The organism is Micromonospora sp. AB353 (assembly GCF_049538395.1).
Lineage (GTDB): Bacteria > Actinomycetota > Actinomycetes > Mycobacteriales > Micromonosporaceae > Micromonospora > Micromonospora aurantiaca.
Genome location: NZ_JBMVFV010000035.1, coordinates 1 through 23,224, shown reverse-complemented (window position 1 = coordinate 23,224; position 23,224 = coordinate 1). Strand labels below are relative to the sequence as shown.

At 71.8% G+C, this 23,224-nt stretch carries 21 protein-coding genes; 8 read left to right on the top strand and 13 right to left on the bottom strand.

Translation table 11 applies throughout. The features are described from left to right. Positions 1-73: 73 nt before the first annotated feature. The 8 genes from ACPCK6_RS16295 to ACPCK6_RS16260 all read right to left on the bottom strand — a co-directional run bounded on the left by ACPCK6_RS16295 (position 74) and on the right by ACPCK6_RS16260 (position 8,928). Entirely contained in the window at positions 74-1,384 is a 1,311-nt protein-coding gene (locus ACPCK6_RS16295; RefSeq protein WP_396883718.1) for an activator-dependent family glycosyltransferase, read from the bottom strand. Beyond that, positions 1,381-2,682 carry an activator-dependent family glycosyltransferase gene (locus tag ACPCK6_RS16290; RefSeq protein WP_396883717.1) on the bottom strand — a complete coding sequence of 434 codons (1,302 nt, stop codon included), beginning with the start codon at positions 2,680-2,682 and terminating at the stop codon, positions 1,381-1,383. Before ACPCK6_RS16290 ends, ACPCK6_RS16295 begins: the two co-directional genes overlap by 4 nt. Beyond that, complete coding sequence (locus tag ACPCK6_RS16285; protein ID WP_396883716.1) at positions 2,682-3,980, bottom strand: activator-dependent family glycosyltransferase; 1,299 nt, start codon at positions 3,978-3,980, stop codon at positions 2,682-2,684. The genes ACPCK6_RS16290 and ACPCK6_RS16285 overlap by 1 nt, the downstream gene beginning before the upstream one ends. Then, a complete protein-coding gene (locus ACPCK6_RS16280; RefSeq protein ID WP_423481524.1) occupies positions 3,977-5,269 on the bottom strand; it encodes an activator-dependent family glycosyltransferase in 1,293 nt (430 codons plus the stop codon). The genes ACPCK6_RS16285 and ACPCK6_RS16280 overlap by 4 nt, the downstream gene beginning before the upstream one ends. Further along, on the bottom strand, positions 5,266-6,249 hold the full coding sequence (locus tag ACPCK6_RS16275) for a cytochrome P450 (RefSeq protein ID WP_396883714.1): 984 nt from the start codon (positions 6,247-6,249) through the stop codon (positions 5,266-5,268). Before ACPCK6_RS16275 ends, ACPCK6_RS16280 begins: the two co-directional genes overlap by 4 nt. A 200-nt stretch (positions 6,250-6,449) precedes the next feature. Then, positions 6,450-7,313 (bottom strand): AfsR/SARP family transcriptional regulator, encoded by an 864-nt coding sequence (locus ACPCK6_RS16270; RefSeq protein WP_318334529.1) that lies wholly within the window; start codon positions 7,311-7,313, stop codon positions 6,450-6,452. 191 nt (positions 7,314-7,504) lie between these two features. Next, entirely contained in the window at positions 7,505-7,957 is a 453-nt protein-coding gene (locus ACPCK6_RS16265; protein WP_396883713.1) for an FAS1-like dehydratase domain-containing protein, read from the bottom strand. Beyond that, a complete protein-coding gene (locus ACPCK6_RS16260) occupies positions 7,954-8,928 on the bottom strand; it encodes a beta-ketoacyl-ACP synthase 3 (RefSeq protein WP_396883712.1) in 975 nt (324 codons plus the stop codon). The genes ACPCK6_RS16265 and ACPCK6_RS16260 overlap by 4 nt, the downstream gene beginning before the upstream one ends. 133 nt (positions 8,929-9,061) lie before the next feature. Between ACPCK6_RS16260 and ACPCK6_RS16255 the strand changes: the two genes are divergently transcribed. Together ACPCK6_RS16255 and ACPCK6_RS16250 are read left to right on the top strand one after the other, a co-directional pair. Beyond that, positions 9,062-9,316: a phosphopantetheine-binding protein gene (locus ACPCK6_RS16255; protein ID WP_135240706.1), complete on the top strand. Its 255-nt coding sequence runs from the start codon at positions 9,062-9,064 to the stop codon at positions 9,314-9,316. Positions 9,317-9,335: 19 nt separating this feature from the next. After that, positions 9,336-10,445, top strand: coding sequence for a DegT/DnrJ/EryC1/StrS family aminotransferase (locus ACPCK6_RS16250; RefSeq protein ID WP_423481523.1), 1,110 nt, complete (start codon positions 9,336-9,338; stop codon positions 10,443-10,445). A gap of 52 nt (positions 10,446-10,497) precedes the next feature. Here the strand turns inward: ACPCK6_RS16250 and ACPCK6_RS16245 are convergent, their stop codons facing one another. Genes ACPCK6_RS16245 through ACPCK6_RS16230 form a run of 4 tightly spaced genes read right to left on the bottom strand, consistent with a single transcriptional unit; the run spans position 10,498 to position 14,677 of the window. Further along, a complete protein-coding gene (locus ACPCK6_RS16245; protein ID WP_396883710.1) occupies positions 10,498-11,937 on the bottom strand; it encodes an NDP-hexose 2,3-dehydratase family protein in 1,440 nt (479 codons plus the stop codon). Then, positions 11,934-12,863 carry an NAD-dependent epimerase/dehydratase family protein gene (locus ACPCK6_RS16240; RefSeq protein ID WP_423481522.1) on the bottom strand — a complete coding sequence of 310 codons (930 nt, stop codon included), beginning with the start codon at positions 12,861-12,863 and terminating at the stop codon, positions 11,934-11,936. Before ACPCK6_RS16240 ends, ACPCK6_RS16245 begins: the two co-directional genes overlap by 4 nt. Next, a complete protein-coding gene (locus ACPCK6_RS16235; RefSeq protein WP_318334535.1) occupies positions 12,851-13,456 on the bottom strand; it encodes a dTDP-4-dehydrorhamnose 3,5-epimerase family protein in 606 nt (201 codons plus the stop codon). Before ACPCK6_RS16235 ends, ACPCK6_RS16240 begins: the two co-directional genes overlap by 13 nt. A 15-nt stretch (positions 13,457-13,471) precedes the next feature. Next, positions 13,472-14,677, bottom strand: a complete 1,206-nt coding sequence (locus tag ACPCK6_RS16230) for an acyl-CoA dehydrogenase family protein (RefSeq protein ID WP_396883708.1) — start codon at positions 14,675-14,677, stop codon at positions 13,472-13,474. Positions 14,678-14,839: 162 nt separating this feature from the next. Here ACPCK6_RS16230 and ACPCK6_RS16225 point away from each other — a divergent pair, with 162 nt between their 5' ends. Beyond that, entirely contained in the window at positions 14,840-15,619 is a 780-nt protein-coding gene (locus ACPCK6_RS16225; protein WP_135240710.1) for a cyclase family protein, read from the top strand. Positions 15,620-15,660: 41 nt separating this feature from the next. Further along, complete coding sequence (locus ACPCK6_RS16220; RefSeq protein WP_423481521.1) at positions 15,661-16,872, top strand: methyltransferase domain-containing protein; 1,212 nt, start codon at positions 15,661-15,663, stop codon at positions 16,870-16,872. Positions 16,873-16,879: 7 nt separating this feature from the next. Here ACPCK6_RS16220 and ACPCK6_RS16215 read toward each other — a convergent pair whose 3' ends face one another. After that, entirely contained in the window at positions 16,880-17,770 is an 891-nt protein-coding gene (locus ACPCK6_RS16215; RefSeq protein WP_423481520.1) for an NAD-dependent epimerase/dehydratase family protein, read from the bottom strand. A 165-nt stretch (positions 17,771-17,935) separates the two neighbouring features. Between ACPCK6_RS16215 and ACPCK6_RS16210 the strand changes: the two genes are divergently transcribed. From ACPCK6_RS16210 to uvrA, 4 genes are all read left to right on the top strand, one after another. Continuing rightward, positions 17,936-18,565, top strand: coding sequence for a dTDP-4-dehydrorhamnose 3,5-epimerase family protein (locus ACPCK6_RS16210; protein WP_396883705.1), 630 nt, complete (start codon positions 17,936-17,938; stop codon positions 18,563-18,565). Beyond that, positions 18,562-19,671 carry a DegT/DnrJ/EryC1/StrS family aminotransferase gene (locus tag ACPCK6_RS16205; protein ID WP_423481519.1) on the top strand — a complete coding sequence of 370 codons (1,110 nt, stop codon included), beginning with the start codon at positions 18,562-18,564 and terminating at the stop codon, positions 19,669-19,671. Before ACPCK6_RS16210 ends, ACPCK6_RS16205 begins: the two co-directional genes overlap by 4 nt. Before the next feature lies 1 nt (position 19,672). Continuing rightward, complete coding sequence (rfbA, locus tag ACPCK6_RS16200) at positions 19,673-20,563, top strand: glucose-1-phosphate thymidylyltransferase RfbA (RefSeq protein ID WP_318334541.1); 891 nt, start codon at positions 19,673-19,675, stop codon at positions 20,561-20,563. Between the two features lie 185 nt (positions 20,564-20,748). Continuing rightward, a partial coding sequence (gene uvrA / locus ACPCK6_RS16195) for an excinuclease ABC subunit UvrA (protein ID WP_423481544.1) occupies positions 20,749-23,224 on the top strand: 2,476 nt, incomplete at its 3' end.

The following is a 23,224-nucleotide window of genomic DNA, read 5'->3' as shown; positions in this document are numbered from 1 at the left end:
GTACCTGGGCGCCATCGAGGACGCCGGCTGCGCCGCCGAGTTCCGGCCGCCGGACGGGGGCTGTTCGTCGGCGTCAAGAGGGCCTGACGGCCGGACGGTGGCGCCGGTGCTCGGCGGTGAGCCGTTCGAGCAGCGGCACCACCTCGACCGGGCTGGGCGTGGCGACCGCCTCGCGGCGCAGCCGGGCGGCGTTCTCGGCGTACGACGGCTGCTCCAGCAGCGCGACCACGCTCTCCCGGACCGCGCTCGCGGTGACCTCGGTGAGGCAGATGCCGGCCCCCTGCTCGGCGAGCCGGTGCGCCTTGTCCGCCGAGTCCCAGATCTTGGAGGGGACGACCAGCTGGGGTACCCCGCGTGCCAGCGCGGTCGACATGGTGCCCGAGCCCCCGTGACTGATCAGCGCGGAGCAGGTCGGCAACAGCGCGTTGAGCGGTACGAAGTCGACCGCCCGCACGTTCGCCGGCAGCGTGGGCATCGACGCCAGCTGCCGGGTGTCGAGCGTCGCGACCACCTCCACGTCCAGATCGGCGAGCGCCTCCAGCAGGTCGCGGATGGACACCTCGTCCCCACCCTGCACCTCGCGGTGCGACAGTCCCAGCGACAGGCACACCCGGCGACGCTTGGGCCGTTCCCGCAGCCACTCCGGAACCCGGGACGGCCCGTTGTAGGGGACGTAGCGCATCGGCACGTACGGCCGCCGGGACGGGAACCGCATCCAGGCCGGGGTCGGGTCGACGGTCCACTGACCCAGCACCATCTCCTCGGCGAAGCCGCCGGTGATCCCGTACCGGTCGAGCAGGCGGTCCAGCCACTCCCCCAGCGGGTCGTCGCGCCGCTCCCGCGGCAGCCGGCCGAGGTGCTCGGTGAACAGCTCCCGCATCCGTGCGACGTGATCCAGGCCGAACAGCAGCCGGCAGTGCGCCGCCCCGACGGCACGGGCGGCCACCGGCCCGGCGAACGTCATGGTGTCCCAGACCACGAGGTCGGGCCGCCAGTCCCGGGCGAACCGCACCAGGTCGTCGACCATCGGGTCGGGGCACTGGTTCTGGAACACCACGGCGGTCATCGCCGTGAACGTGCCGAGCAGGTAGTCCGGGGTGAGCAGCTCGGCGCGGGTCTCGGTGAGGTCCAGGCCGCCGCCGTCGTCCTCGGCCTCCGGCGGCTCCTCCGCGGCGAGGCCCTCCTCGGTCTGCCGCATCCCCTCCTCGAGGTTGAGCGCCGGCCCCACCGGCACCGCGGTGAGGCCGGTGTGGGTGATGTCGTCGGCGAGGTCGGGCTGGCTGGCGATCCGGACCTCGTGGCCGGCGGTGTGCAGCGCCCAGGCCAGTGGCACCTGGGAGTACATGTGCACCTTGGCGGCGAACGTGGTGAACAGGACTCTCATCGGGACGACCTCCGGTACTCGCCGGCGAGTTCCTCCAGCACGGGCACGATGTGGTTGGGGCTCGGCGTGCCGGCGATCTCCCGGCGCAGCCGGTCCGCCTCGGCAGCGAAGGACGGCTCGCCGAGCAGGCGGCTCAGGGCGGCCGGCAGTTCACCGCCGGAGAGCCGGTCGATGTCCCGGACGTACAGCCCCGCGCCGCGGGCCTCCAGGCGGCGCGCCGTGTTGATCGAGTCCCAGACCATGTGCGGGACGATGAGCTGCGGCACGCCGTGACGCATCGCCGTGGTCAGCGTGCCGGAGCCGCCGTGGTGCACGACCGCGTCGCAGGTCGGCAGCAGCACGTCCAGCGGCACGAAGTCGACGATCCGCACGTTGTCCGGCACCGCGGACAGCGCGCGGGTCTGCGCGGCGTTCAGCGTGGCGACCACCTCGACGTCGAGATCGGCGAGCGCGGCCAGCAGATCGCCGATGGCGGCCCGGTCGCCGCCGCGCTCGTCGCGGTGCGACAGACCCAGCGTGACGCAGACCCGCTTCGGCCGGCTCCGCTCGTGCAGCCAGTCCGGCGCCACCGCGCGGCCGTTGTACGGCACGTACCGCACCGGAACGGTGTGCAGGCCGAGCGGAAATCGCAGCGACGGCGGGAACTGGTCGATGGTGAAGTCCCCGACGACCATGTCCTCGGCGAAGCCGTCGCAGCCGTAGCGCTCCAGGCTGAAGCCCAGCCACTCGGCCATCGGATCGTCGCGCAGCGCCGGCGGCCGCCGGGCCAGGTGACCGGTGAACGCGGCCCGCATGTTGCCGACGATGTCCAGGCCGTACAGCAGCCGGGCGTGCGCGGCGCCGCTCGCCCGGGCCGCCACCGCGCCGGCGAAGGTCATGGTGTCCCACACCACCAGGTCCGGCTGCCAGTCGCGGGCCAGCGCGACCAGATCGTCCATCATCGACTCCGGGCACTCGTTCTGGAACACCATCGAGGTCATGGCGGTGAAGACCTTGAGCGTATGGTCCCAGGTCAGCTCGGCCGGATCCTCCTCGCTCATGTCGAGCCCCACCTCGGCCTCGTCCTGCGTGCGGTTGGCGTCGTCGCCGACGTTGTCGTTGACCACCTCGATCTGTTCCTCGAGGTGAAGCGGGGCGCCCACCGGCACGGCGGTCAGCCCGGTGGTGGTGATCAGGTCGCAGAGGTCCGGCTGGCTGGCCAGGTAGACCTCGTGGCCGGCGTTGTGCAGCGCCCACGCCAGCGGCACCTGGGCGAACATGTGGGTCTTGGCGGCGAACGTGGTGAACAGGACACGCATCATCGGCTCCCGCGGTGTTCCTCGGTCAGGTTCTCCAGGGCCCCGACGAGGGCGTTCGGGGTGGGCATGCCGCGCATCTCGGTACGCAGCCGGGCCGCGCCGGCGGCGAACGACGGCTCGCTGAGCAGGCGTTCGACGTGGTCACGCAGGTCTCCTGCCGTGACCCGGCCCGGGTCGCGGAGGTAGAGGCCGGCGCCGGCCGCCTCGACGGCGCGTGCCTTGGCCATGCTGTCCCACATCAGGTTCGGCACGATGAGCTGCGGCACGCCGTGCGCCAGCGCGGTCGCGTAGGTGCCGGATCCGCTGTGGTGCACCACCGCCGCGCAACTGGGCAGCAGGGCGTTCAACGGCACGAAGTCGACCACCCGGACGTTCGGGGGCAGCGGCGTCTCCGGATCGAGCTGGTGCTCGTCGAGCGTCGCCACCACCTCGGCGTCCAGTCCGGCGAGCGCGGTCAGCAGCTCCACCGGCGACGTCTGATCGCCGAGGGCGGTCTCCCGGAACGAGGCGCCGAGCGTCAGGCAGATCCGGGGCCGTTTCGGCGGTTCCCGCAGCCATTCCGGGATCACCGCCGGACCGTTGTAGGGCACGTAACGCATCGGCACGTAGTGGGCGTCGACGTCCAGGCGCAGCGAGGCCGGCAGCGGATCGACTGTCCAGTGGCCGAGCACCATGTCCTCGGTGAAGCCGCCGGCGCCGTACCGGCTGAGGGTCCAGCCCAGCCACTCGCCCAGCGGGTCGTCGCGCAGCTCGGGCGGCTGCTGCTCGCTGAGCCGGTTGAAGGTGGCCCGCATCCGGCCGACCAGGTCGGGGCCGAACAGGATCCGGGCGTGCGCGGCGCCGCAGGCCCGGGCCACGACCGGGCCGGCGAACGTCAGCGGATCCCAGAGCACCAGGTCCGGCCGCCAGTGCCGGCCGAACGAGACCAGGTCGTCGAGCATCGCCCGCTGCGCGTGCTCCTGGAACGTCACGGCGGTCATCGCGCTGAAGACGTGCAGCACGTACTCCCGCGTGAGCCGCTCCGGCCGGTCCTCCGACATGTCCAGCCCGACGTCGGCGGGCGTCATCCGGCCGGACATCACGTCACCGAGGATGCCGTCGAGCTCGCGCATCCCGCCCTCCAGATCGAACACCTCGCCCACCGGCGCCGCGGTGAGACCCGCCCCGACGATGTCGGCGGTGAGGTCCGGCTGGCTGGCGACGCACACCTCGTGGCCGGCGGTGTGCAGCGCCCAGGCCAGCGGAACCTGCGTGTAGAGGTGCGCCTTGGCGGCGAACGTGGTGAACAGGACTCTCATCGGTACCGCCCCCGGTTCTCCTCGGTGAGCCGTTCCAGCACGGGAACGAGGTCGTTCGGCGCGGGCTGGGTGAGCATCTCGTCGCGCAGCCGACCGGCGGCCGTCCGGAACGACGGCTCGGTCAGCAGCCGCGCCACGCGCTCGCGCAGCGCCGCCCCGGTCAGTTCGGCCATCGGCATGGTCAGCCCGGTGCCGAGCCGTTCCAGCCCGGCGCCCATCACCTCGGTGTCCATGCCGAAGCCGAGGATGACCTGCGGGATGCCGTGCAGCTCGGCGTTGGCCTTGGTGCCGATCCCACCGTGGTGCACCACCACGGCGCAGGTCGGGAGCAGGTCGTTGAGCGGCACGAAGTCGATCAGGCGGGCGTTGGCGGGCACGTCGGTCACGGTGGCGCGCTGCGCGTCGGTGACCGTGGCCACCACCTCGACGTCCAGGTCGGCGAGCGCGGCCAGCAGATCGGTGAGCACCTCGCCGCGGAGGAAGTCGGCGACCCACTCGGAGACGCCGAAGGTGAGGCAGACCCGGGGCCGGGCGGGCGGCTCACGCAGCCAGCCGGGCACGACCGCGGGTCCGTTGTGCGCCACGTACCGGACGCCGACGGTGCGGTGTCCCGGGTGCAGCCGGACGCTCGGCGCGGTGGAGTCGATCGTCCACTGGCCGGTCAGCAGGTCCTCGGTGAAGTCGCCGTCGGCGCCGAGCCGATCCAGGCTCCACGCCAGCCACTCCGCGGCCGGATCCTCCCGGTGTGCCGGGTGCTGCTCGTCGCGCAGCCGGCGGAACTCGCGGCGTACCCGCATGGTCACGTCGGGCCCGGCGACGAAGCGGGCGTGCGCGGCGCCGGCCGCCCGGGCCACGACGCCTCCGCCGATCGTGTACGTCTCCCAGACGACCAGGTCCGGACGCCAGTGCCGGGCGAAGGCGGTGAGCTGGTCCAGCATCCCGTCGTTGTTCATCACCGCGTCGTGCGACGGCACCATGACGTGCTGGAGGGCGAGCAGGTTCGGCCACGTCCACCGGGCCGGGTCGGCGCCGGCGAAGTCGAAGTCGCGGACGAAGACGAAGCCCTCCTCGTGGAACTCGCGGAGCAGGGCGAGGTCGCACGGGTCGGTGACGCTCCACTCCGGCGCCTCGATCGGTACGGCGGTCAGGCCGGTACGGGTGATGTCGTCGGTCAGAGCGGGCTCGCTGGCGATCCGGACCTCGTGCCCGGCGGCACGGAGCGCCCAGGCCAGCGGCACCAAGGGGTAGAAGTGCGTGCGGTGGGCCAGCGTGGTGAACAGGACCCTCACGCGACCTCCTCCCGGCTGACCAGGCGGGCGGGCAGGCTCAGCAGCCGCCGGGTCACCGGCGCCCGGTAGGCGCGCACCGCGTTCCCGGTCCGCTCCGCCCGGGCGAACCGGCCGGTCAGTGCGGTGAGCGCGGCCACGGCGACGGCGCGGGCCATCGGCAGCAGACGCGCGAACGGGGCTCCCGGCACGGGGGCGACAGCCCCGGAGTGCGGCCGGAACTCCTCCGGCCGCTCGTACCGGTCCGGATCCCGGCCGGCGCCGGCCAGCAGCAGGACGACCTGCTCCCCGGCCCGGACGGTCTGTCCGGCGAGTTCCAGGTCCGCGCCGGCGACCAGCGGATACGCGTCCACGGGCGGATCGAGGCGCAGCGTCTCGGCGACGACGTGCGCGGCGTGCCCGGGGCATTCGCCGAACCGGTCCCACTCGGCGGGGTGCTCCAGCACCCGGTTCAGGGCGTTGCCGAGCAGCGTCGACGAGAGGGTCACCCCGAGGGTGGCGACGAGCAGCCGGCCCGGATCGTCCAGCCGCCGGTCCAGCTCGGCGGCGGAGTCCAGCATCGCGGTGGTGGCGGCGAGCGTCTGCGCGCAGAGCACCGCGTCGGCGAGCGGGCCGGTGGCCTCGGCCGGGGGACGCAGTTCCGCTTCGGGCACCGCGAGCACGTCCGAGAGCAACGCGGCCGGCAGGCGTGCCGCGAGCGCGGGCACCAGGTCCACCTCGGCGGGCAGCTCGGCCACCACCGCCGCCGCGGCGGAGGCGGCGAGCTCCGCCGAGTCGACACCGGAGGGTGGCTCCGCGTGCAGCAGGGTCGCGGGCAGCGGCACGGGGCGCTGCGGCGCGTACGGTCCTCCGGCGTGGGGCGGCTCGAGCAGCGGATGGGTCAGCGCCGCGACGGCGACGTCGTGCCGCGCGGACACCCAGCCACCGCCACGAGCCGCGACGACGGCGCCCGAGCGCCGTATCCGGTCGACCGCCCCGGTCACGTCACCGAATCCCCGTAATGCCTCGGCGCACGGCGCGCCAGAGGTCGCGTACAACCATTGGACTCCGTGCACGATCTGTAGTCGGCGCCCGACCTCGGCCCTTTTCCGGACCGTTTCCACCGCTTCTCGGAAATGAGTCACGAAAAAACGCTAGCAATCTCCGGAATAATTCCCTTAGAGGATCACTGAAGTGCCCGAGATCAATAGGACCGGGCGTTGCCCAGACCCGAGGTCCGAATGATGTCACCGAGCGGACGACCTGCGGAAAGGTGGTCGTCACCCATGTCATCGGCATTGAGCACCGCCTGGTGCAGACGCTGGATCTGCGGCCCCGGCTCCAGGCCCAATTCGTTCACCAGGTCGCTGCGCAGCCGGTGGAAGACCTCCAGCGCCTGCGCCCGTCGTCCACTGAGGTAGAGCGCCCGCATGTACTGGGCGTGCATGCCCTCGTGCAGGGGGTTCTCCACAGTCAGCGCGGCCAGTTCGGTGAGCACCTCGCGGTACATGCCCAGCCGCAGCTCGGCGTCCACGAGGTACTCCAGCACCACCAGCCGGGACTCCTCGAACTGCCGCCGCTTGGACTCCAGCACCGGCCCGGCCGGCACGTCCACCAGGGCCGGGCCACGCCAGAGCCGCAGCGCGTCGGTCATCCGCCGGACACCTGACCTGTCGTCTCCCGCGCTCAGCGCCTCGCGCCCCTCCTTGACCAGGTCGTGATAGCGATGGACGTCGAGCTGACCGGCGTCGGCCTGCAGGAGGTAGCCACCCGCCTTGGTGACCAGGACGCTGCGGGAGACCTGCCCGGAGGGCATGCCGGTGGCCGCGGCGAAGAGCTTGCGCAGGTTCAGGATGTAGGTCTGCAGGGTGGTGAGCCCGCTCACCGGCGGCTGATGGTCCCACAACTCGCGAATCAGCGAGGAGACCGGCACCACCTGCCCGGAGTACACCAGCAACATGGCGAGGACCCGCCGCAATTTCGGTGCAGTCGGCGCGTGATTCAAGCCGCCATTAACACAGAATGACAGCGAACCGAGAACACCGAATTCGACGACATGCTTGACCACTTGCTGAACCCCCCACAGTCCAGTCGGGAAACATACATCGGTCCCGATCGACCCTACCAGTTGAACACAGACCGCGACAGGGTATTCACCGCTGCGCAACCAGTCCTGTCAATTGGACCCGCGAGACGCTGCGGAAACGCCCCGGACCCTGAGATATCGCTGTGTATTCACGACCTGCCGAACTCCGCGTGTTAATGTCGCAGTACATAGGTAGCCGTAGATGTGGTAACGACCTCGGAGGCGCTGTCGACGACCACCGCGCGGGTGGTGGCGACCCGGCTTCCCCGCACGCGCCGCACGCCGGTCAGCCGTACCACGACGCGCAGCAGGTCACCGGCCACGATCGGCCGGTGGTGACGGAAGTCCTGACCCGCGTGCACCACGTGGTCCGGCTCCACGGCGGGCGCCAGCCCGCCCAGCACCAACAGGTCCGCCGGCAGCGTGAGCACGGCGGCGAAGCTCGGCGGTGCCACGAGATCGGGGAACCCCCGCCGGCGTGCCGCCGTGAGATCGTGGCAGACCGGATCCCGCTCACCGAGGACCGCGGCGAACACGCGCACCTGCTCCCGGCCCACCAGGTACGGCCCGTCGACCGGGAAACGCCGATCCGTCCCGGTGCCGCCGTCGGTATCCGGACCGCTCATGGCAGCAGGACCACCTGGGCGGCGTAGGTCAGACCGGCACCGAAGCCGACGAGCAACGCCGGTTCGCCGGAGCGGGCCGCGCCGGCATCCCGCAGGCCGTGCAGGGCGAGCGGGATGGACGCCGCCGAGGTGTTGCCCGCGGTGACCAGGTCGCGCGCCACCGCCACGGAGTCCGGCAGCCCGAGCCGCTGCACCATGAGGTCGATGATCCGTGTGTTCGCCTGGTGCGGGACGAAGGCGGCCAGATCCTCCGGTCCGACGCCGGCCAGATCCAGTGCCCGCTGCGCCGCCGGTGCGACCTCGTCGACCGCCCAGCGGAAGATCCGCCGGCCGTCCATCCGCATGACGGGCGGGAGACCACTCGGATCGGCCCGGAAGTCCGCCCACGAACCGGTCATCCGCAGCGCCGCCGCCATGTCACCGTGCGCGCCACGCACCACCGGGCCCAGGCCCGGCCGGTCGGACGGCCCGACCACCACGGCCCCCGCCCCATCGGCGAAGAGGAACGCGATCGACCGGTCCGCCGGATCCACGATGTCGGTCATCCGCTCCACCGCGACCACCAGGACGTGCTCCGCACTCCCCGCACGGACCATGTCCCCGGCCACCGCGAGCGCGTGGCAGAACCCCGCGCACGCCCCCGACAGGTCGAACGCGCCCGCCGCCACGGCGCCCACCCGGTGCGCGACCGTCGCCGCCAGCGGCGGAGTCTGCACCAGGTTGGACATGCTGGCCAGCACCACCGCACCGATGCGCTCCGGCGCGACGCCCGCCTCGGTCAGCGCGGCGCCGGCGGCCGCCTCCGCCATCGCCGGCAGCGTCTCGTCCGGTGCCGCGAAGCGCCGGCTCCGGATACCGGATCGGCTCTCGATCCACTCCTCGGTGGAGTCGATGCGCGTGCAGATCTCCGCGTTCGACACCACCCGGCGCGGCCGGTATGCGCCGACCGCCGAAAGCCTGGCGTGTCGCATGCTCGGCGTCCGCAGTGGTGAGATCACTTGGACACGGTCACATAACAACCTCAAGGAGTAGTCGAGGAACCGTCCGAGTGTCGCCAGACCCGGCTTCGACCGTCGCTCGAGCCCACCCCACCAGCCTCGGAGCATGCGCCAATTCACCATCGAGGACCTGCGGGCGATCATCGAGGAGTGCCTCGGGGGCGAGGACACCGCCGCCGTCACCGAGGCGACGCTGCACGACCGTTTCGACGATCTCGGTTTCGACTCGCTGGCCCTCTACGAGATCGTCACGCGCATCCAGGACGGCCTGCACGTCACCATCCCGGACGAGGCGGTCGACCGGCTGCGGACCCCGGCGGAGGTCCTGGAGTACGTGAACGGCCGGCTGGCCGGCGTCTGAGAAGGGACACCACCACGACATGACCACCTACGTCTGGGACTACCTCGCGGAGTACGAGAAGGAGCGCGACGATCTCCTGGCCGCCGTCGACTCGGTGTTCCGGTCCGGCCAGCTGGTACTCGGGCAGAGCGTGCGCGGGTTCGAGGAGGAGTTCGCCGCGTACCACGGTGTCGCGCACTGCACGGGCGTCGACAACGGCACCAACGCGGTCAAGCTCGGCCTTCAGGCGCTCGGCGTCGGGCCCGGCGACGAGGTCATCACGGTGTCCAACACCGCGGCGCCGACAGTGGTGGCGATCGACGGCGCCGGCGCGACGCCGGTGTTCGTCGACATCGATCCCGTCACCTACCTGATGGACACCGAACAGGTGGCCGCGGCCGTCACCGAGCGGACCCGCTGCCTGCTTCCGGTCCACCTCTACGGCCAGTGCGTGGACATGGCGCCCCTGCGGCGGCTGGCGAGCCGGCACGGCCTGGCCGTACTGGAGGACTGCGCGCAGGCACACGGCGCCCGCTACCACGGCCGGCTGGCCGGCACCCTGGGCGACGCCGCCGCCTTCTCCTTCTACCCCACCAAGGTGCTCGGCGCGTACGGCGACGGGGGCGCGGTGGTCACCGACGACGACTCGGTACAGCGCGCACTGCGGCGGTTGCGCTACTACGGCATGGAGGAGCGGTACTACGTCGTCCAGACGCCGGGGCACAACTCGCGGCTCGACGAGGTGCAGGCCGAGATCCTGCGGCGCAAACTGCGGCGCCTGGACGACTACGTCGCCGGCCGGCGGGCCGTGGCGGACCGGTACGCCGAGGGCCTGGCCGACAGCGGCCTGGTGCTGCCGACCACCGCTCCCGGCAACGACCACGTCTACTACGTGTACGTGGTCCGGCATCCGGCGCGGGACACGATCCTGGCGGAGCTGCGCAAGCACGAGGTCCACCTCAACATCAGCTATCCGTGGCCGGTGCACACCATGACCGGCTTCGCGCATCTCGGCTGGCCCGAGGGCAGCCTGCCGCACACCGAGGCGGCGGCCCGGGAGATCTTCTCGCTGCCGATGTACCCCTCGCTCCCGGTCGACGTGCAGGACCGCGTCATGGAGCTGATCCGCAAGACGATCGCCCAGCTCTGACCCCCGTACCCCTGCGACCTCCGGCGCCCGACGGCGCCGGAGGTCGCATCCGTCAGGCCGAGGTCAGGCTGTGCAGGCAGGCCACCAGGCTGCGTGCCTGGACGTTGAGGTAGTGGCTGTGCCGCAGCAGGTCGACCAGTTGGTGCAGGGTCATCCAGCGGAAGTCCGGCAGGTCGCCGGCGGCGTCCACGTCGGTCTCGACCACCAGATACCGGTTGCGGGCGCGGTGGAACCGGCCGCCCTCCTCGGACAGTTCGGTGTCGAACCGGATCCGGTCGGGCCGCGCGGCCAGCACGTCGTCGAGGAAGCGGGGACGCTGGTCCGGCGGCAGCGGGTCGAAGTTCTGCGGGATGCACTGCACCGTCGGCGCGAGCTCGACGGCGTCCACGAAGCCGGGTTCGGCGCGGGCGTTGACGAGGACGTGCAGCACCCCGTCGAACACCCGGGCCAGGAATGCCACCACACCCACGCCGTGCGGCTCGATGGCGGGCTGGCGCCAGTGGGCGACCTCCCGGCCGGCGGCCACCACGTCCAGCCCGATCACATCGAAGTAGAGCCCGTTGACGTGCGAGATCCGCCCGTCCACGCGCTGCCAGGACCGCACCTGCCGCAACGGGATCCGCCGGGTCCAGACGTCCCGGCCGGTACGGCTCTCGGTGATCCAGCTGAGGATCTCACCCGTGGTGTGCAGGCTCCCCTTCTCGGGACGGCACGAACGCAGCAGCGCCGACCGGAAGTCGTCGCGCGGGCCGGTCTGCCGGTCCGCCAGCCCGGGGGCGGCGAACGGCAGGCAGGAGAGCACCGTCCGGGCGTCCATGGTCACCATGTTGTCCACCCGGAAGGACCGGTGGATCTCCCCCAGCGTCATCCAGCGGAAGCCGTCCAGCACCGGCACGTCGCCGGTCACCTCGACGACCATGTTGCGGTTGCGCTTGTGCTGGAACCACGATCCCTGCTCGGACTGCCGGACGTCGGCGATCACCCGGTGCCCGCCGCTGCGCTGGAAGTACTCCAGGTACGGCACCGCCTTGCCGCCGTGCACCCGGGTGTAGTTGCTGCGGGTCGCCTGGACCGTCGGCGCGAGCTGGAGCCCGTTGCAGTTGCCGGGCTCCGCCTTCGCCTGGATCAGGAAACGCAGCACCCCGTCGATCTCCTTCGCGAGGATGCCGAGGATGCCCACCTCCGGCTGATTGATGATCGGCTGGCTCCACCGGGTCACCGGCCCGTCCGGCATGTGCACGTCCAGGCCCTCGACCGTGAAGAACTTGCCGCTGTCGTGCCGCAGGTCGCCGGTCGCCGGGTCGGTGTGCCAGCCGGTCATCTCCTCCAGCGGGATGCGCCGCGCTCTGGTGAAGGACCGCTCGCCCAGCTCGGCCAGCCACTGCCGGAGCCGGGCGGCCTCCCCCGGATCCCCGGCGGGCGTCAGCGACGAGTCGGCGATCCGGGCCGGCATCAGTTCGTCGCGGTACGGCAGCAGGCGGTGCTCGGTCACGTGGACTCCGATCCCCACATAGCGCTCAACGATGCGGCCAGGCCGATGCGCGGCCGCCACTTGATCAGCTGTTCGGCCCGCCGGATGCCGGCCAGCGTCCAGTCGCCGCCCTTGCTGTCGACCGGCTGCGCGACCAGGCGGACCCGGGCCGGCGGGATGCCGGCCGCGGCGACCGCCATCCGCACCAGCTCGCGCATGGGCACCGCCTCACCCCGTCCGATGTTGACCACCTCACCGGTCACCGCCGCGTCGGTGGTCGCCGCGCGGCGGATCGCGTCCGCCGCGTCGCGCACGTCCAGATAGTCCCGGTGGGCGGAGGCGACGGTCAGTTCCAGCACGTCGTCACCGGCGGCAGCGGCCCGGAGCCGGCGCAGCAGGAAGCCCGGGAAGCTCGGCTCGGCCGGGTACGGACCGCACAGGTTCACCGCCCGCAGCACCACGCCGTCGATCTCGCCGCGCGCGGTCGCGTCGAGCACCGATCGCGAGCCGGCGAGCTTCGTGCGCGCGTACTCGGTCACCGGGGCCGGCGGGACCGACTCGTCGATCACCGCGCCGTCGGGCACCGGGCCGTACTCGTGGATCGTGCCGAGGTGCACCAGCCGCGGCCCGCGGGCCGCGGCCGCGACCGCGCGCAACAGCCGGCCGGTCAGGCCGATGTGGTCGTGCCGCATCGCCTCCGGCGTACTCCCCCAGCCCCCGGTCACGTTGACGACGACGTCGCACCGCTCCTCGTCGAGTACGCGGGCGAGCCGCTCCGGGGGCACGGACGCCAGGTCCAGGGACCGGAACCGGTACGCCGCCAGGTGCGACGCCGGCCGGCGGGAGACCGCGACGACCGGGTGGCCCGCATGGGCGAACGCCGCGCACACCTGCCGGCCCACGCAGCCGCTCGCGCCCATGACCGCGACCCGGCTCACGCTTCCCACACCGCCTTCTCCGCCCGCCGGCACGTCTCGTAGTCCGGCAGCAGGCCGGCGCGACGCGCCTGCTCCAACGTCATGGCGGCGCGGTCGCGCTCGGACTGCACCGGCTCGATGTCGGTGGGCACAGGCAGGCCGAGCGCCGGGTCGAGCGCCGCGATCGACTGCTCGTACTCCGGCACGTACGGGTTGGTGAGCAGGTAGGACATGACGGTCTCGTCCTCGAGGGCGACGAACGCGTGCCCCACCCCGACCGGCAGGTAGAGCGCCCGGAAGTCCTCCTGGTCCAGCAGGACCGCGTCCCACTGGCCGTACGTGGGCGAGCCGACCCGGATGTCGACCACGATGTCCATCGACCTTCCGCGCGGGCAGTAGACGTACTTGGCCGTACCGGGCGGTGTGGTGGTGAAGTGCACCCCGCGCACGACGCCACGCCGCGACCGGCTGTGGTTGGTCTGCGCCACCGGCAGCGCCGGATGCCCGGTCACGGAGCGGAAACCCTGCTGCTGGAAGGGCGACACGAACAAACCGCGATCGTCCGGGAACACGTCCGGGACGAACTCGTAGGCGCCGGATACCGACAACTCGCGTACCTGCATGTCGAAGTCTCCTCGTCAGTCCTCGAGCGCGGTGCGGCTCAGGAAGTCGACGCCGTCGGCGTACGTGAAGGGGTGCATGAAGGAGCCGGCGCGGGCGTCCCGGGCCAGCCGGGCCAGCGGGTGACCGGCCACGAACGACGCTCCTCCGACAAGCGTCATGCAGTCGCCGACGATCTCCGGGGCGAGCCGGTTGACCACGAGCTTCGCGCGCTGGAACGAGGTCATGAGCCGCCGGCCCCGCACGGCCGGCTCCCCGGCGGGCGGCGCGTCGGCCTCCGCCAGGGCCAGGGCCGTGGTCGCCCGCATCGCCTGCAGCTTCGCGTCGACCTCGACGATCAGGGTGCGGGCGCCGGCCTGCCCGGAGCCCCGCTGCCGGACCGTCGCCACGGCCAGGTCCCGGGCCGCGCCGGCGATACCGAGGTAGATGCCGAGCATGGTGATCGAGCTGACCGTCTGACCGGCCAGCGCGGCGTCGTCCGGGTCGCCGACCGGGCCGCGGAAGAAGACGTCGCGCTCCGGCACCACGCAGTCCTGCATCAGGATGTCCACGCTGCCCGAGGCGCGCATGCCGAGCCCGTCCCAGTCGTCGCACACGGACAGCCCCGGGGTGTTCCGGTCGAGGACCACCGCGACCTGCTCCGGCTGCGCCCCCGGCACCTTGGTGCGGGCCGAGATGACGAAGGTGGTCGCGATCGGCGCCATGGTCGCCAGCATCTTGCGGCCGTTGAGCACCCACTCGCCCGGCTCGCCCGGGGTCAGCCGGCTGACCACCCGGTGCGCCACCGCGTCCTTGACCGTGGTGCAGACCACCGCCTCACCGGAGCCCATCGCGCGCAGCATCCGCTCGGCCAGAGCGGCGGCCGCCGGGGCGCCGTGCTGCCATTCGTACGTCAGGGTCAGGGCCCGGCTGAGCTGCATGTGCAGCGCCAGCGCGGCGGAGCCGTCGGCCGCGCCGACCCGCCGCAGCGTCAGTGCCACGTCGTGCAGGCTGGTGACGCCGAGCCCGCCCAGCTCGCGCGGCACCGTCGCCCCGAGCACTCCGTCCTTGCGCAGGTTCTCGAACGCCTCCGCCGGGAACGTGCCGGCCCGGTCGTGCGCGGCCGCGCCGGCGCTGATCTGCGGCAGATGCGCGGAGATCAGTCGGAGCAGCTCGGTGCCCGGGGCGGTCACCGGCTGGTCGAGGTCCCCGGCCCAGGGCCGGCTTGCGGTCTCCATCACCATCGCGCACTCCGTCGTCGCAGGTTCGCCGATCTCCCTGCGATGGTCGGCGCTCGGAATCCAGCCCCACTCGAAATCCGCTACCGGGCGGCGACGAGTGAAGCTCCAATGCTTTTCGAGCCGGCACGCCGACCATCGTGGCGGTACGGGCAAACGGAGGTGATCGTGCGGCTCATCGATCTGTCGTCACCGGTGGACGCGTCGGGGTTCGAACCGGATCCGGTCCGGCACGAGGTGCTCGACCCGCGCGCCGGCGCACTGCACATGAGCGCGGAGATGCGGACCCACCTGGGCATCGACTTCGACCCGGACGAACTGCCCGACGGCGAGTTCCTCTCGCTGGACACGCTGACGCTGACCACACACACCGGCACGCACGTGGACGCGCCGTCGCACTACGGCTCGCGGGCCGGCTACGGCGACGGCACCCCCCGGCACATCGACCAGATGCCGCTGGACTGGTTCGTCCGGCCCGGTGTCGTGCTCGACCTGACGGGGCACGGCACCGGCACGGCGGGCGTCGACGACCTCCGGCGCGAGTTCGAGCGGATCGGACACACGCCGCAGCCGTACGACATCGTGCTGCTGCACACCGGTGCCGACCGCCGGGCCGGCACCCGTGAGTACTTCACCGAGTTCACCGGCCTGGACGGCCCGGCGGTGCACCTGCTGCTGGACCTCGGCGTCCGGGTGATCGGCACGGACGCGTTCAGCCTGGACGCGCCGTTCGGCGACATCATCACCCGGTACCGCCGCACCGGCGACCGGTCCGTCCTCTGGCCCGCCCACTTCGCCGGCCGGGACCGCGAGTACTGCCAGATCGAGCGGCTGGCGAATCTGGACGCGCTGCCGGGGCCGACCGGCTTCCAGGTGGTGTGCCTCCCCGTCAAGATCGCCCGTGCCGGCGCGGGGTGGGCCCGTGCGGTGGCCGTCGTCGGCGACTGACCGCGAGCAAGGAATCGACCCCCGAGCGAGGAGAGAGCAACATGTGTCGCATCTGCGGGAGCACCGTCGGCGAGTTCTTCGACTTCGGGCGGCAGCCACTGTCCGACACCTTCCCGGAACCCGACCGGGTGGACGACGAGTTCTTCTTCCGGCTCGCGGTGGGCATCTGCGAGAGCTGCGCGATGGTCCAGCTGCTGGAGGAGGTGCCCCGGGACCGAATGTTCCACGACGGCTACCCGTACCACTCCTCCGGCTCGGCCCGGATGCGCGAGCACTTCGCCGGCACCGCCCGGCGCTTCCTGCGCGAGGAGCTCACCGCCGACGACCCGTTCATCGTGGAGATCGGCAGCAACGACGGCGTCATGCTGCGCACGATCCGCGACGCGGGGGTACGGCACCTGGGCGTGGAACCGTCGGGCGGCGTGGCGGACCTGTCCCGGGCCGAGGGGATCCGGGTGGTCACCACGTTCTTCGAGGAGGAGTCGGCGCGAAGGATCCGCGCCGAGGACGGCCCGGCCGACGTGATCTTCGCGGCGAACACCATCTGCCACATCCCGTACCTCGACTCGATCTTCCGCGGGGTGGACGCGCTGCTGGCGCCCGGCGGCGTCTTCGTGTTCGAGGACCCCTACCTGGGTGACATCCTCGAGCTGAACACGTTCGACCAGATCTACGACGAGCACTTCTACCTGTTCTCGGTGAACTCGGTGCGGGCGGCCGCCCGCCGGTTCGGCTTCGATCTGGTGGACGTGCAGCGGCTCTCCGTGCACGGCGGCGAGGTCCGATACACCATCGCCCGGCCCGGCACCCGCCCGGTGACCGCCGCGGTGGAGGCCATGATCGCCGAGGAACGCGAACGCGGAATGCTGGATCACACCACCTTCGAGCAGTTCGGCGCCAACGTGAAGCGGATCTGCGGTGACCTGGTCGAACTCCTGCGGCGCCTGCGCGCGGAGGGCAAGCGGGTGGTCGGCTACGGCGCCACCGCGAAGAGCGCCACAGTGACCAACTACTGCGGTATCGGACCGGACCTGGTCGAGGTGGTCTACGACACCACTCCGGCCAAGCACGGACGGGTCATGCCGGGGTCGCACATCCCGGTACGTCCGGCGAGCGGCCTCACCGAGACCCAGCCGGACTACGCGATCCTCTTCGCCTGGAACCACGAGGAGGAGATCAAGCAGAAGGAGAAGGCGTTCCACGACGCCGGCGGACGGTGGATCACCTACGTGCCGGACGTCCGGATCTCCTGAGCCGGGTTCAGACCTGCGCCCACATGGCGCGAAGTGACTCGCGCGCGGTGTAGCGGGGCCGCCATCCGGTCAGCCGCTGCGCCGCGCGCGAGTCCACCCGGATCCATCCGCCACCGTGGCTCGGCACGTCCTGCTCGGTGATCCGGACACGGGACGCGGGGACGCCCGCCTCCGCGATCAGGCCGTCGACCAGTTCGCGCAGCGGGTGGGCGTGCCCGCTGCCGATGTTGAGCACCTGACCCTCGACCGGCGCGGACGCCGCGGCCAGCACGGCGCCGGCCACGTCTCTGACGTCGACGAAGTCACGGCGCGCGTCGGCCACTGTCAGCTCCACCACGCTCCGGTCCCGCGACGCGGCGCGCAGCCGCCGCAGGACCGCGGCGAAGAACGTCTCCTCCGGCGGGTGCGGACCGAACATGTTGGCGCAGCGCAGCACGACGCCGCCGGCCGCCAGCACCGCCATCGAGCAGGCCACCTTCACCATCGCGTACGGGGTGCCCGGGTCGACCGGCTGCCGCTCGTCGAGATCCACGCCGGCCGGGGCCGGTCCGTACTCGTGCACCGTGCCGAGGTGGATCAGCCGGGGCGGATCGTCCATCAGGGAGCGGGCCTCGGCCAGGCGCTGCGCCACGCCCAGGTGCGATCGCAGCATCTCCGCGCGTGTCGGCCCCCACCGGCCGGCCGCGTTGACCACCACCCGTACGTCGTGGGACCGCAGGAACCGGGCCAGCTCGGCGGCGTCGTCCGCGGCGACGTCGCGGGCGACGAACGGGTACGGCCCCACCCGGGCCGCGTGCCCGCGCGCCACCGCGAGAACCTCCTGGCCGTCCTCGGCGAACCGCGCGCAGATCTGCCGTCCCACCGACCCGGTCGCACCGATCACCGCGATACGCGACATGCCGACTCCTTCGCCGATTCCCCGGCGGCGTCCCGCCGCGGAACGACCGTAACGAGCCGGACGAACGCCGACAACCGCTGCCTAACGCTTCTCGACCGGGCTTGGATCAGGGCCCTAATCGCGCTCTATAGCGTTCGCCGCGTATCGACTACTGGAGGATTGCAGATGCGGATCGAGCCATTGGGCCTGGCGGGTGCGTACCTCGTTCGGCCCCGGATTTTCCCGGACCGCCGCGGCCTCTTTCTCGAAATCTTCAACCAACCCGACTTCGCCGACGCCGTCGGCCATCCGTTCGAGATGGCCCAGGTCAATTGTTCGTCGTCGCGGCGCGGCACGGTCCGGGGGCTGCACGGCGTGGCCATCCCGCCGGGCCAGGCCCGGTACGCCACATGCGTGCGTGGCGCGATCGTCGACATCGTGGTGGACACCCGGATCGGCTCACCCACGTTCGGCGAGCACGTGCCGGTACGCCTGGACGACGAGGAGCGGCAGGCGCTGTACCTGGCGGAGGGTCTGGTGCACGGCTTCGCCCCGCTCACCGACGAGGCGACGGTGGTCTATCTGTGCTCCAGCACCTACGACCCGGCGGCGTCCTTCCAGATCGACCCGTTCGATCCGGCCCTGGGCCTGCCCTGGCCGCGGCACGGCGAGCCGATCCTGTCCGAGCAGGACCGGTCCGCGCCGAGCCTGGCCCAGGCGGCCGAACAGGGGCTCCTCCCCACCTGGGCGGACTGCCAGGCGCTCGGCGCGCAGCGGCTGAGCCGGGCCGGCCGGGCGACGGAGGTGCTGCGATGATCCCGCTGTTCCGGGTGCCCATGTCGGCCCAGGCGCCGGATGCGGTCGCCGAGGTGGTGGCCAGCGGGCAGGTCGGCCAGGGTGCCCGGGTGGCCCGGTTCGAGGCCGAGCTGGCGGCCCGCATCGGCAACCCCCGGGTGGCGACCGTGAGCAGCGCGACCGCCGGGCTGCACCTGGCGCTGCGGCTGGCCACCGACGGCGAGCCGGGCGGTGAGGTGCTCTCCACCCCGATGACCATGGAGGCCACCAACTGGACGATCCTGGCCAACGGGCTGGACATCCGCTGGGTGGACGTGGACCCGGCCACGCTCAACGTGGACCTCGACGACCTGGCCGGCAAGATCACCCGAAACACCCGAGCGATCATGGTGGTGCACTTCGCCGGCTACCCGGTGGACCTGGACCGGTTGCGCGCCGTCCTGGACCGGGCCGAGGCCGAGCACGGCGTACGCCCGGTGGTGATCGAGGACTGCGCACACGCCTGGGGCGCGACCTACCGGGGTGTGCCGCTGGGCAACCAGGGCAACGTGTCGGTCTTCAGTTTCCAGGCGGTCAAGCACCTCACCTGCGGTGACGGCGGCCTGATCACGCTCGCCGACGACGAGTCGCACCGCCGGGCCACGTTGCTGCGCTGGTTCGGCATCGACCGCTCGGTGGACCGGCTGCGAACGCCGCCGGACGTGACCGAGTGGGGCTACAAGTTCCACATGACCGACATCAACGCCGCCATCGGCCTGGCCAACCTCGCCTACTCCGACGAGGTGGTGGCGCGGCACCGGGCCAACGCCGCGTACTACGACAGCCGGCTGGCCGGGGTCGCGGGCGTCGAGCTGACCGAACGGCGCGACGACCGGGAGAGCTCGTTCTGGATCTATCCGCTGAAGGTGGCGGACCGGGCCGGTTTCGTCAGGCGGATGACCGAGGCCGGGATCACCGTGAGTCAGGTGCACGCACGCAACGACGCGCACACGTGCGTCCGCAAGTACGCCGCGCCGCTGCCGGGCGTCGACGACGTCGACCGGCGGCTGGTCTGCGTTCCGGTCGGCTGGTGGGTCGGCGACGAGGACCGGGAGAAGATCGCCGACACGATCCGGGCGGGGTGGTGACGTGAAGGGCATCATCCTGGCCGGCGGCGCCGGCAGCCGGCTGCATCCGGCCACCCTCGCGGTGTCCAAGCAACTCCTGCCGGTCGGCGACAAGCCGATGATCTACTACCCGCTGTCGGTGCTCATGCTCGCCGGCATCCGGGACATCCTGATCATCTCCACGCCGGTGGACCTGCCGGCGTTCCGCCGTCTGCTCGGCGACGGCGGCCATCTGGGCCTGCGGATCGGCTATGCGGCCCAGCCCCAGCCGAACGGGCTCGCCGAGGCCTTCGTGATCGGCGCCGACCACGTCGGCGACGACGACGCCGCCCTGGTGCTGGGGGACAACATCTTCCACGGTCCGAACTTCACCGAACTGCTGCACCGGCAGACCGCGGACCTGCGCGGCTGCGTGCTGTTCGGCTACCGGGTCCACGACCCGCAGCGGTACGGCGTCGGCGAGGTCGACGCGGCCGGACGCCTGGTCTCGATCGAGGAGAAGCCGGCGAGGCCCCGGTCCAACCGCGCGATCACCGGCCTCTACTTCTACGACAACGCGGTCGTCGACATCGCGAAGAACCTCCGCCCGTCCGCCCGTGGCGAGCTGGAGATCACCGACGTGAACCGGGAGTACATCCGGCGCGGCGCGGCGCGGCTCGTCGATCTGGGCCGCGGGTTCGCCTGGCTCGACACCGGCACACCGGAGGCGTTGCTCTCGGCCGGGCAGTACGTGCACACGCTCGAGGAACGGCAGGGCATCCGGATCGCCTGCGTGGAGGAGGTGGCCCTGCGCATGGGCTACATCGACGCCGCGGCCTGCCGTGAGCTGGGTGCCCGGCTGGCCAGCTCCGGCTACGGCCGGTACGTCATGTCCATCGCGGACGAGGCACCGGCCACGCCCGTCCACATTTGACAAAATGCCATTCTTGCTGTCAAGGATTTCGCGACGGGAATCGTGCCCGAATTGCATTTCACGGTTGCCGGGTCCGAAGAATCCGGGTTAGAGTCGGGCACCTCCACCGACACCAAGCCGATAGGGGATCTTCCGCCGTGGTTTCGCACCCGGGCATCACTGTGCCCGAAAACAGGAGCACGACGCTGCCGAGCCGGCTCATCGTCCGCGGGGCACGGGTGCACAATCTGCGCGACGTGAACGTGGATCTGCCGCACCGGCAACTGGTCGTCTTCACCGGGGTATCGGGTTCCGGTAAATCGTCACTCGCGTTCGACACCATTTATGCGGAGGCGCAGCGCCGCCAGATGCAATCGATGTCGACATATGCAAGGCAGTTCCTCGACACGATGGACAAGCCCGACGTCGACCGTATCGAAGGACTGTGCAACGCGGTCGCGGTGGACCAGCGCACATCGGCGTCCCGCAGCCCTCGTTCCACGGTGGGCACGGTCACCGAGGTCTACGACCTGGTCCGGGTGGTGTACGCGCAGGCGGGCCGGCCGCACTGCACGGTCTGCGACGCGCCGCTGCGGCCGACCGGCGAGGGCTGGGCGTGCCCGGACCGGCACGACACCGAGATCCCCGAGATGGCCAGCCGGGCGTTCTCGTTCAACCTCCCCTTCGGGCAGTGTCCCGACTGCGGTGGTCTGGGCAGCCGGCTGGAGGTGCAGGACGACCTGGTCGTGCCGGACGAGGGCCGCTCGCTGGCCAACGGCGCCCTGGCGCCCTGGCGGGCACCGGCCAACCGGACCGCCGAGGCCAAACTCACCAAGCCGGTCCGCGCCGACGCCGAACGGCGGCTGCTGGCCGAGTATCTCGACCGGCGCGGCCACAGCATGGACGTGCCCTGGCGCACCCTGCCGGCGGAGCTGCGCGAGACGCTGCTCCGGGCCGAGCGCATCGAGGTGGGCGGCACCGTGCTGGTCGGCGTCGTGCCCTGGATCCATCAGCGTTACGAGCGCACCCGGATCGAGGGCGGCAGCCTCGTCCTGCAGGCGTTCATGCGCGACGTGACCTGCGGCGGCTGCGGCGGCGGCCGGCTGGTCCCCCGCCAGCTCGCGGTCCGGCTGAACGGCGTGACCATCGCCGAACTGACCGGCATGCCGATCACCGCGCTGCGGACCTTCTTCGACGGCCTCACCGTCGACGAACGGGACCGGCGGGTGATCGCGCAGGCCGTCGACGAGATCAAGGACCGGCTCCGCTCCCTCACCGAGGTGGGGCTGGGTTACCTGACGTTGAACCGGCCGGCCCGCACGCTCTCCGGTGGCGAGGCACAGCGCATCCGGCTCGCCAGCCAGTTCGGCAGCCGGCTGTTCGGACTGCTGTACGTCCTCGACGAGCCGACCGCCGGGCTGCACCCGAAGGACACCGCCGAGCTCATCACCACCCTGCGCGAGCTGCGCGACCAGGGCAACACGCTGATCGTGGTGGAGCACGACCACGACACGATCGCCGCCGCGGACCACGTGATCGAGATGGGTCCGGGCGCGGGCGAGACCGGCGGCGAGCTGATCTTCGCCGGATCGGTGGCCGAGATGTTCGCCGACCCGTCCTCGCTGACCGGCGGGTACGTCAGCGGGCGGCGCGGCATCCCGGTGCCCGGCCGCCGGCGTACCGCCCGGCCGGGCCACGAGGTCGTCGTCCGTAACGCCCGGGGCAACAACCTGACCGGTATCGACGTGACCTTCCCGCTCGGCTGCTTCGTGGCGGTCTGCGGGGTGTCCGGCTCGGGCAAGTCCACACTGGTCGACCAGACGCTGTACCGGGCCGCCGAGCGCGCGCTGGGCGGCTCGGCGCCGGAGCCGCTCCCCCACGACGGCGTGGACGGGCTGTCCCGCGTCGACCGGGTCATCCGGGTCGACCAGTCACCGATCGGACGGTCCGGCCGGTCCACCCCGGCCACGTACACCGGCATCTTCGACGCCATCCGCAAGGCGTTCGCGGCGACCGAGGAGGCGCGGCGACGCGACTTCAAGCCCGGCCGGTTCTCGTTCAACTCGGCCGGCGGACGCTGCGAGGCGTGCGGTGGCGACGGCACCGTCCAGATCGAGATGACGTTCCTGCCGGACGTGTTCCTGCCGTGCGCGGTGTGTGACGGCCGGCGGTACAACGAGGAGACCCTCCAGGTGCACTACCGCGGCCGCACCATCGCCGAGGTGCTGGAGATGCCGATCGACGAGGCGGCGGAGTTCTTCGTCGGCGAGCCGGCGATCACCGGACCATTGCGGGTGCTGCGCGACATCGGCCTGGGCTACGTCCGGATCGGGCAGCCGGCGAACACACTCTCCGGCGGCGAGGCGCAACGCATCAAGCTCGCCGCCGAGTTGCACCGGCGGCCCGGCCGGCACACGCTGTACCTGCTCGACGAGCCGACCGTCGGGCTGCACACCAGCGACATCGAGCGACTCATGGGCGTGCTGCACGACCTGGTGGCGAAGGGCCACACCGTGGTGACCGTGACCCACAACCTGGACGTGGCGAAGGTCGCCGACTGGGTCGTCGACCTCGGGCCGGAGGGCGGCGACGCGGGCGGGCGGTTCCTCGCCGCCGGCACCCCCGAGCAGATCGCCGCCACGGACTCGCACACCGGCTACTACCTGCGCCGCGTCCTGGCGG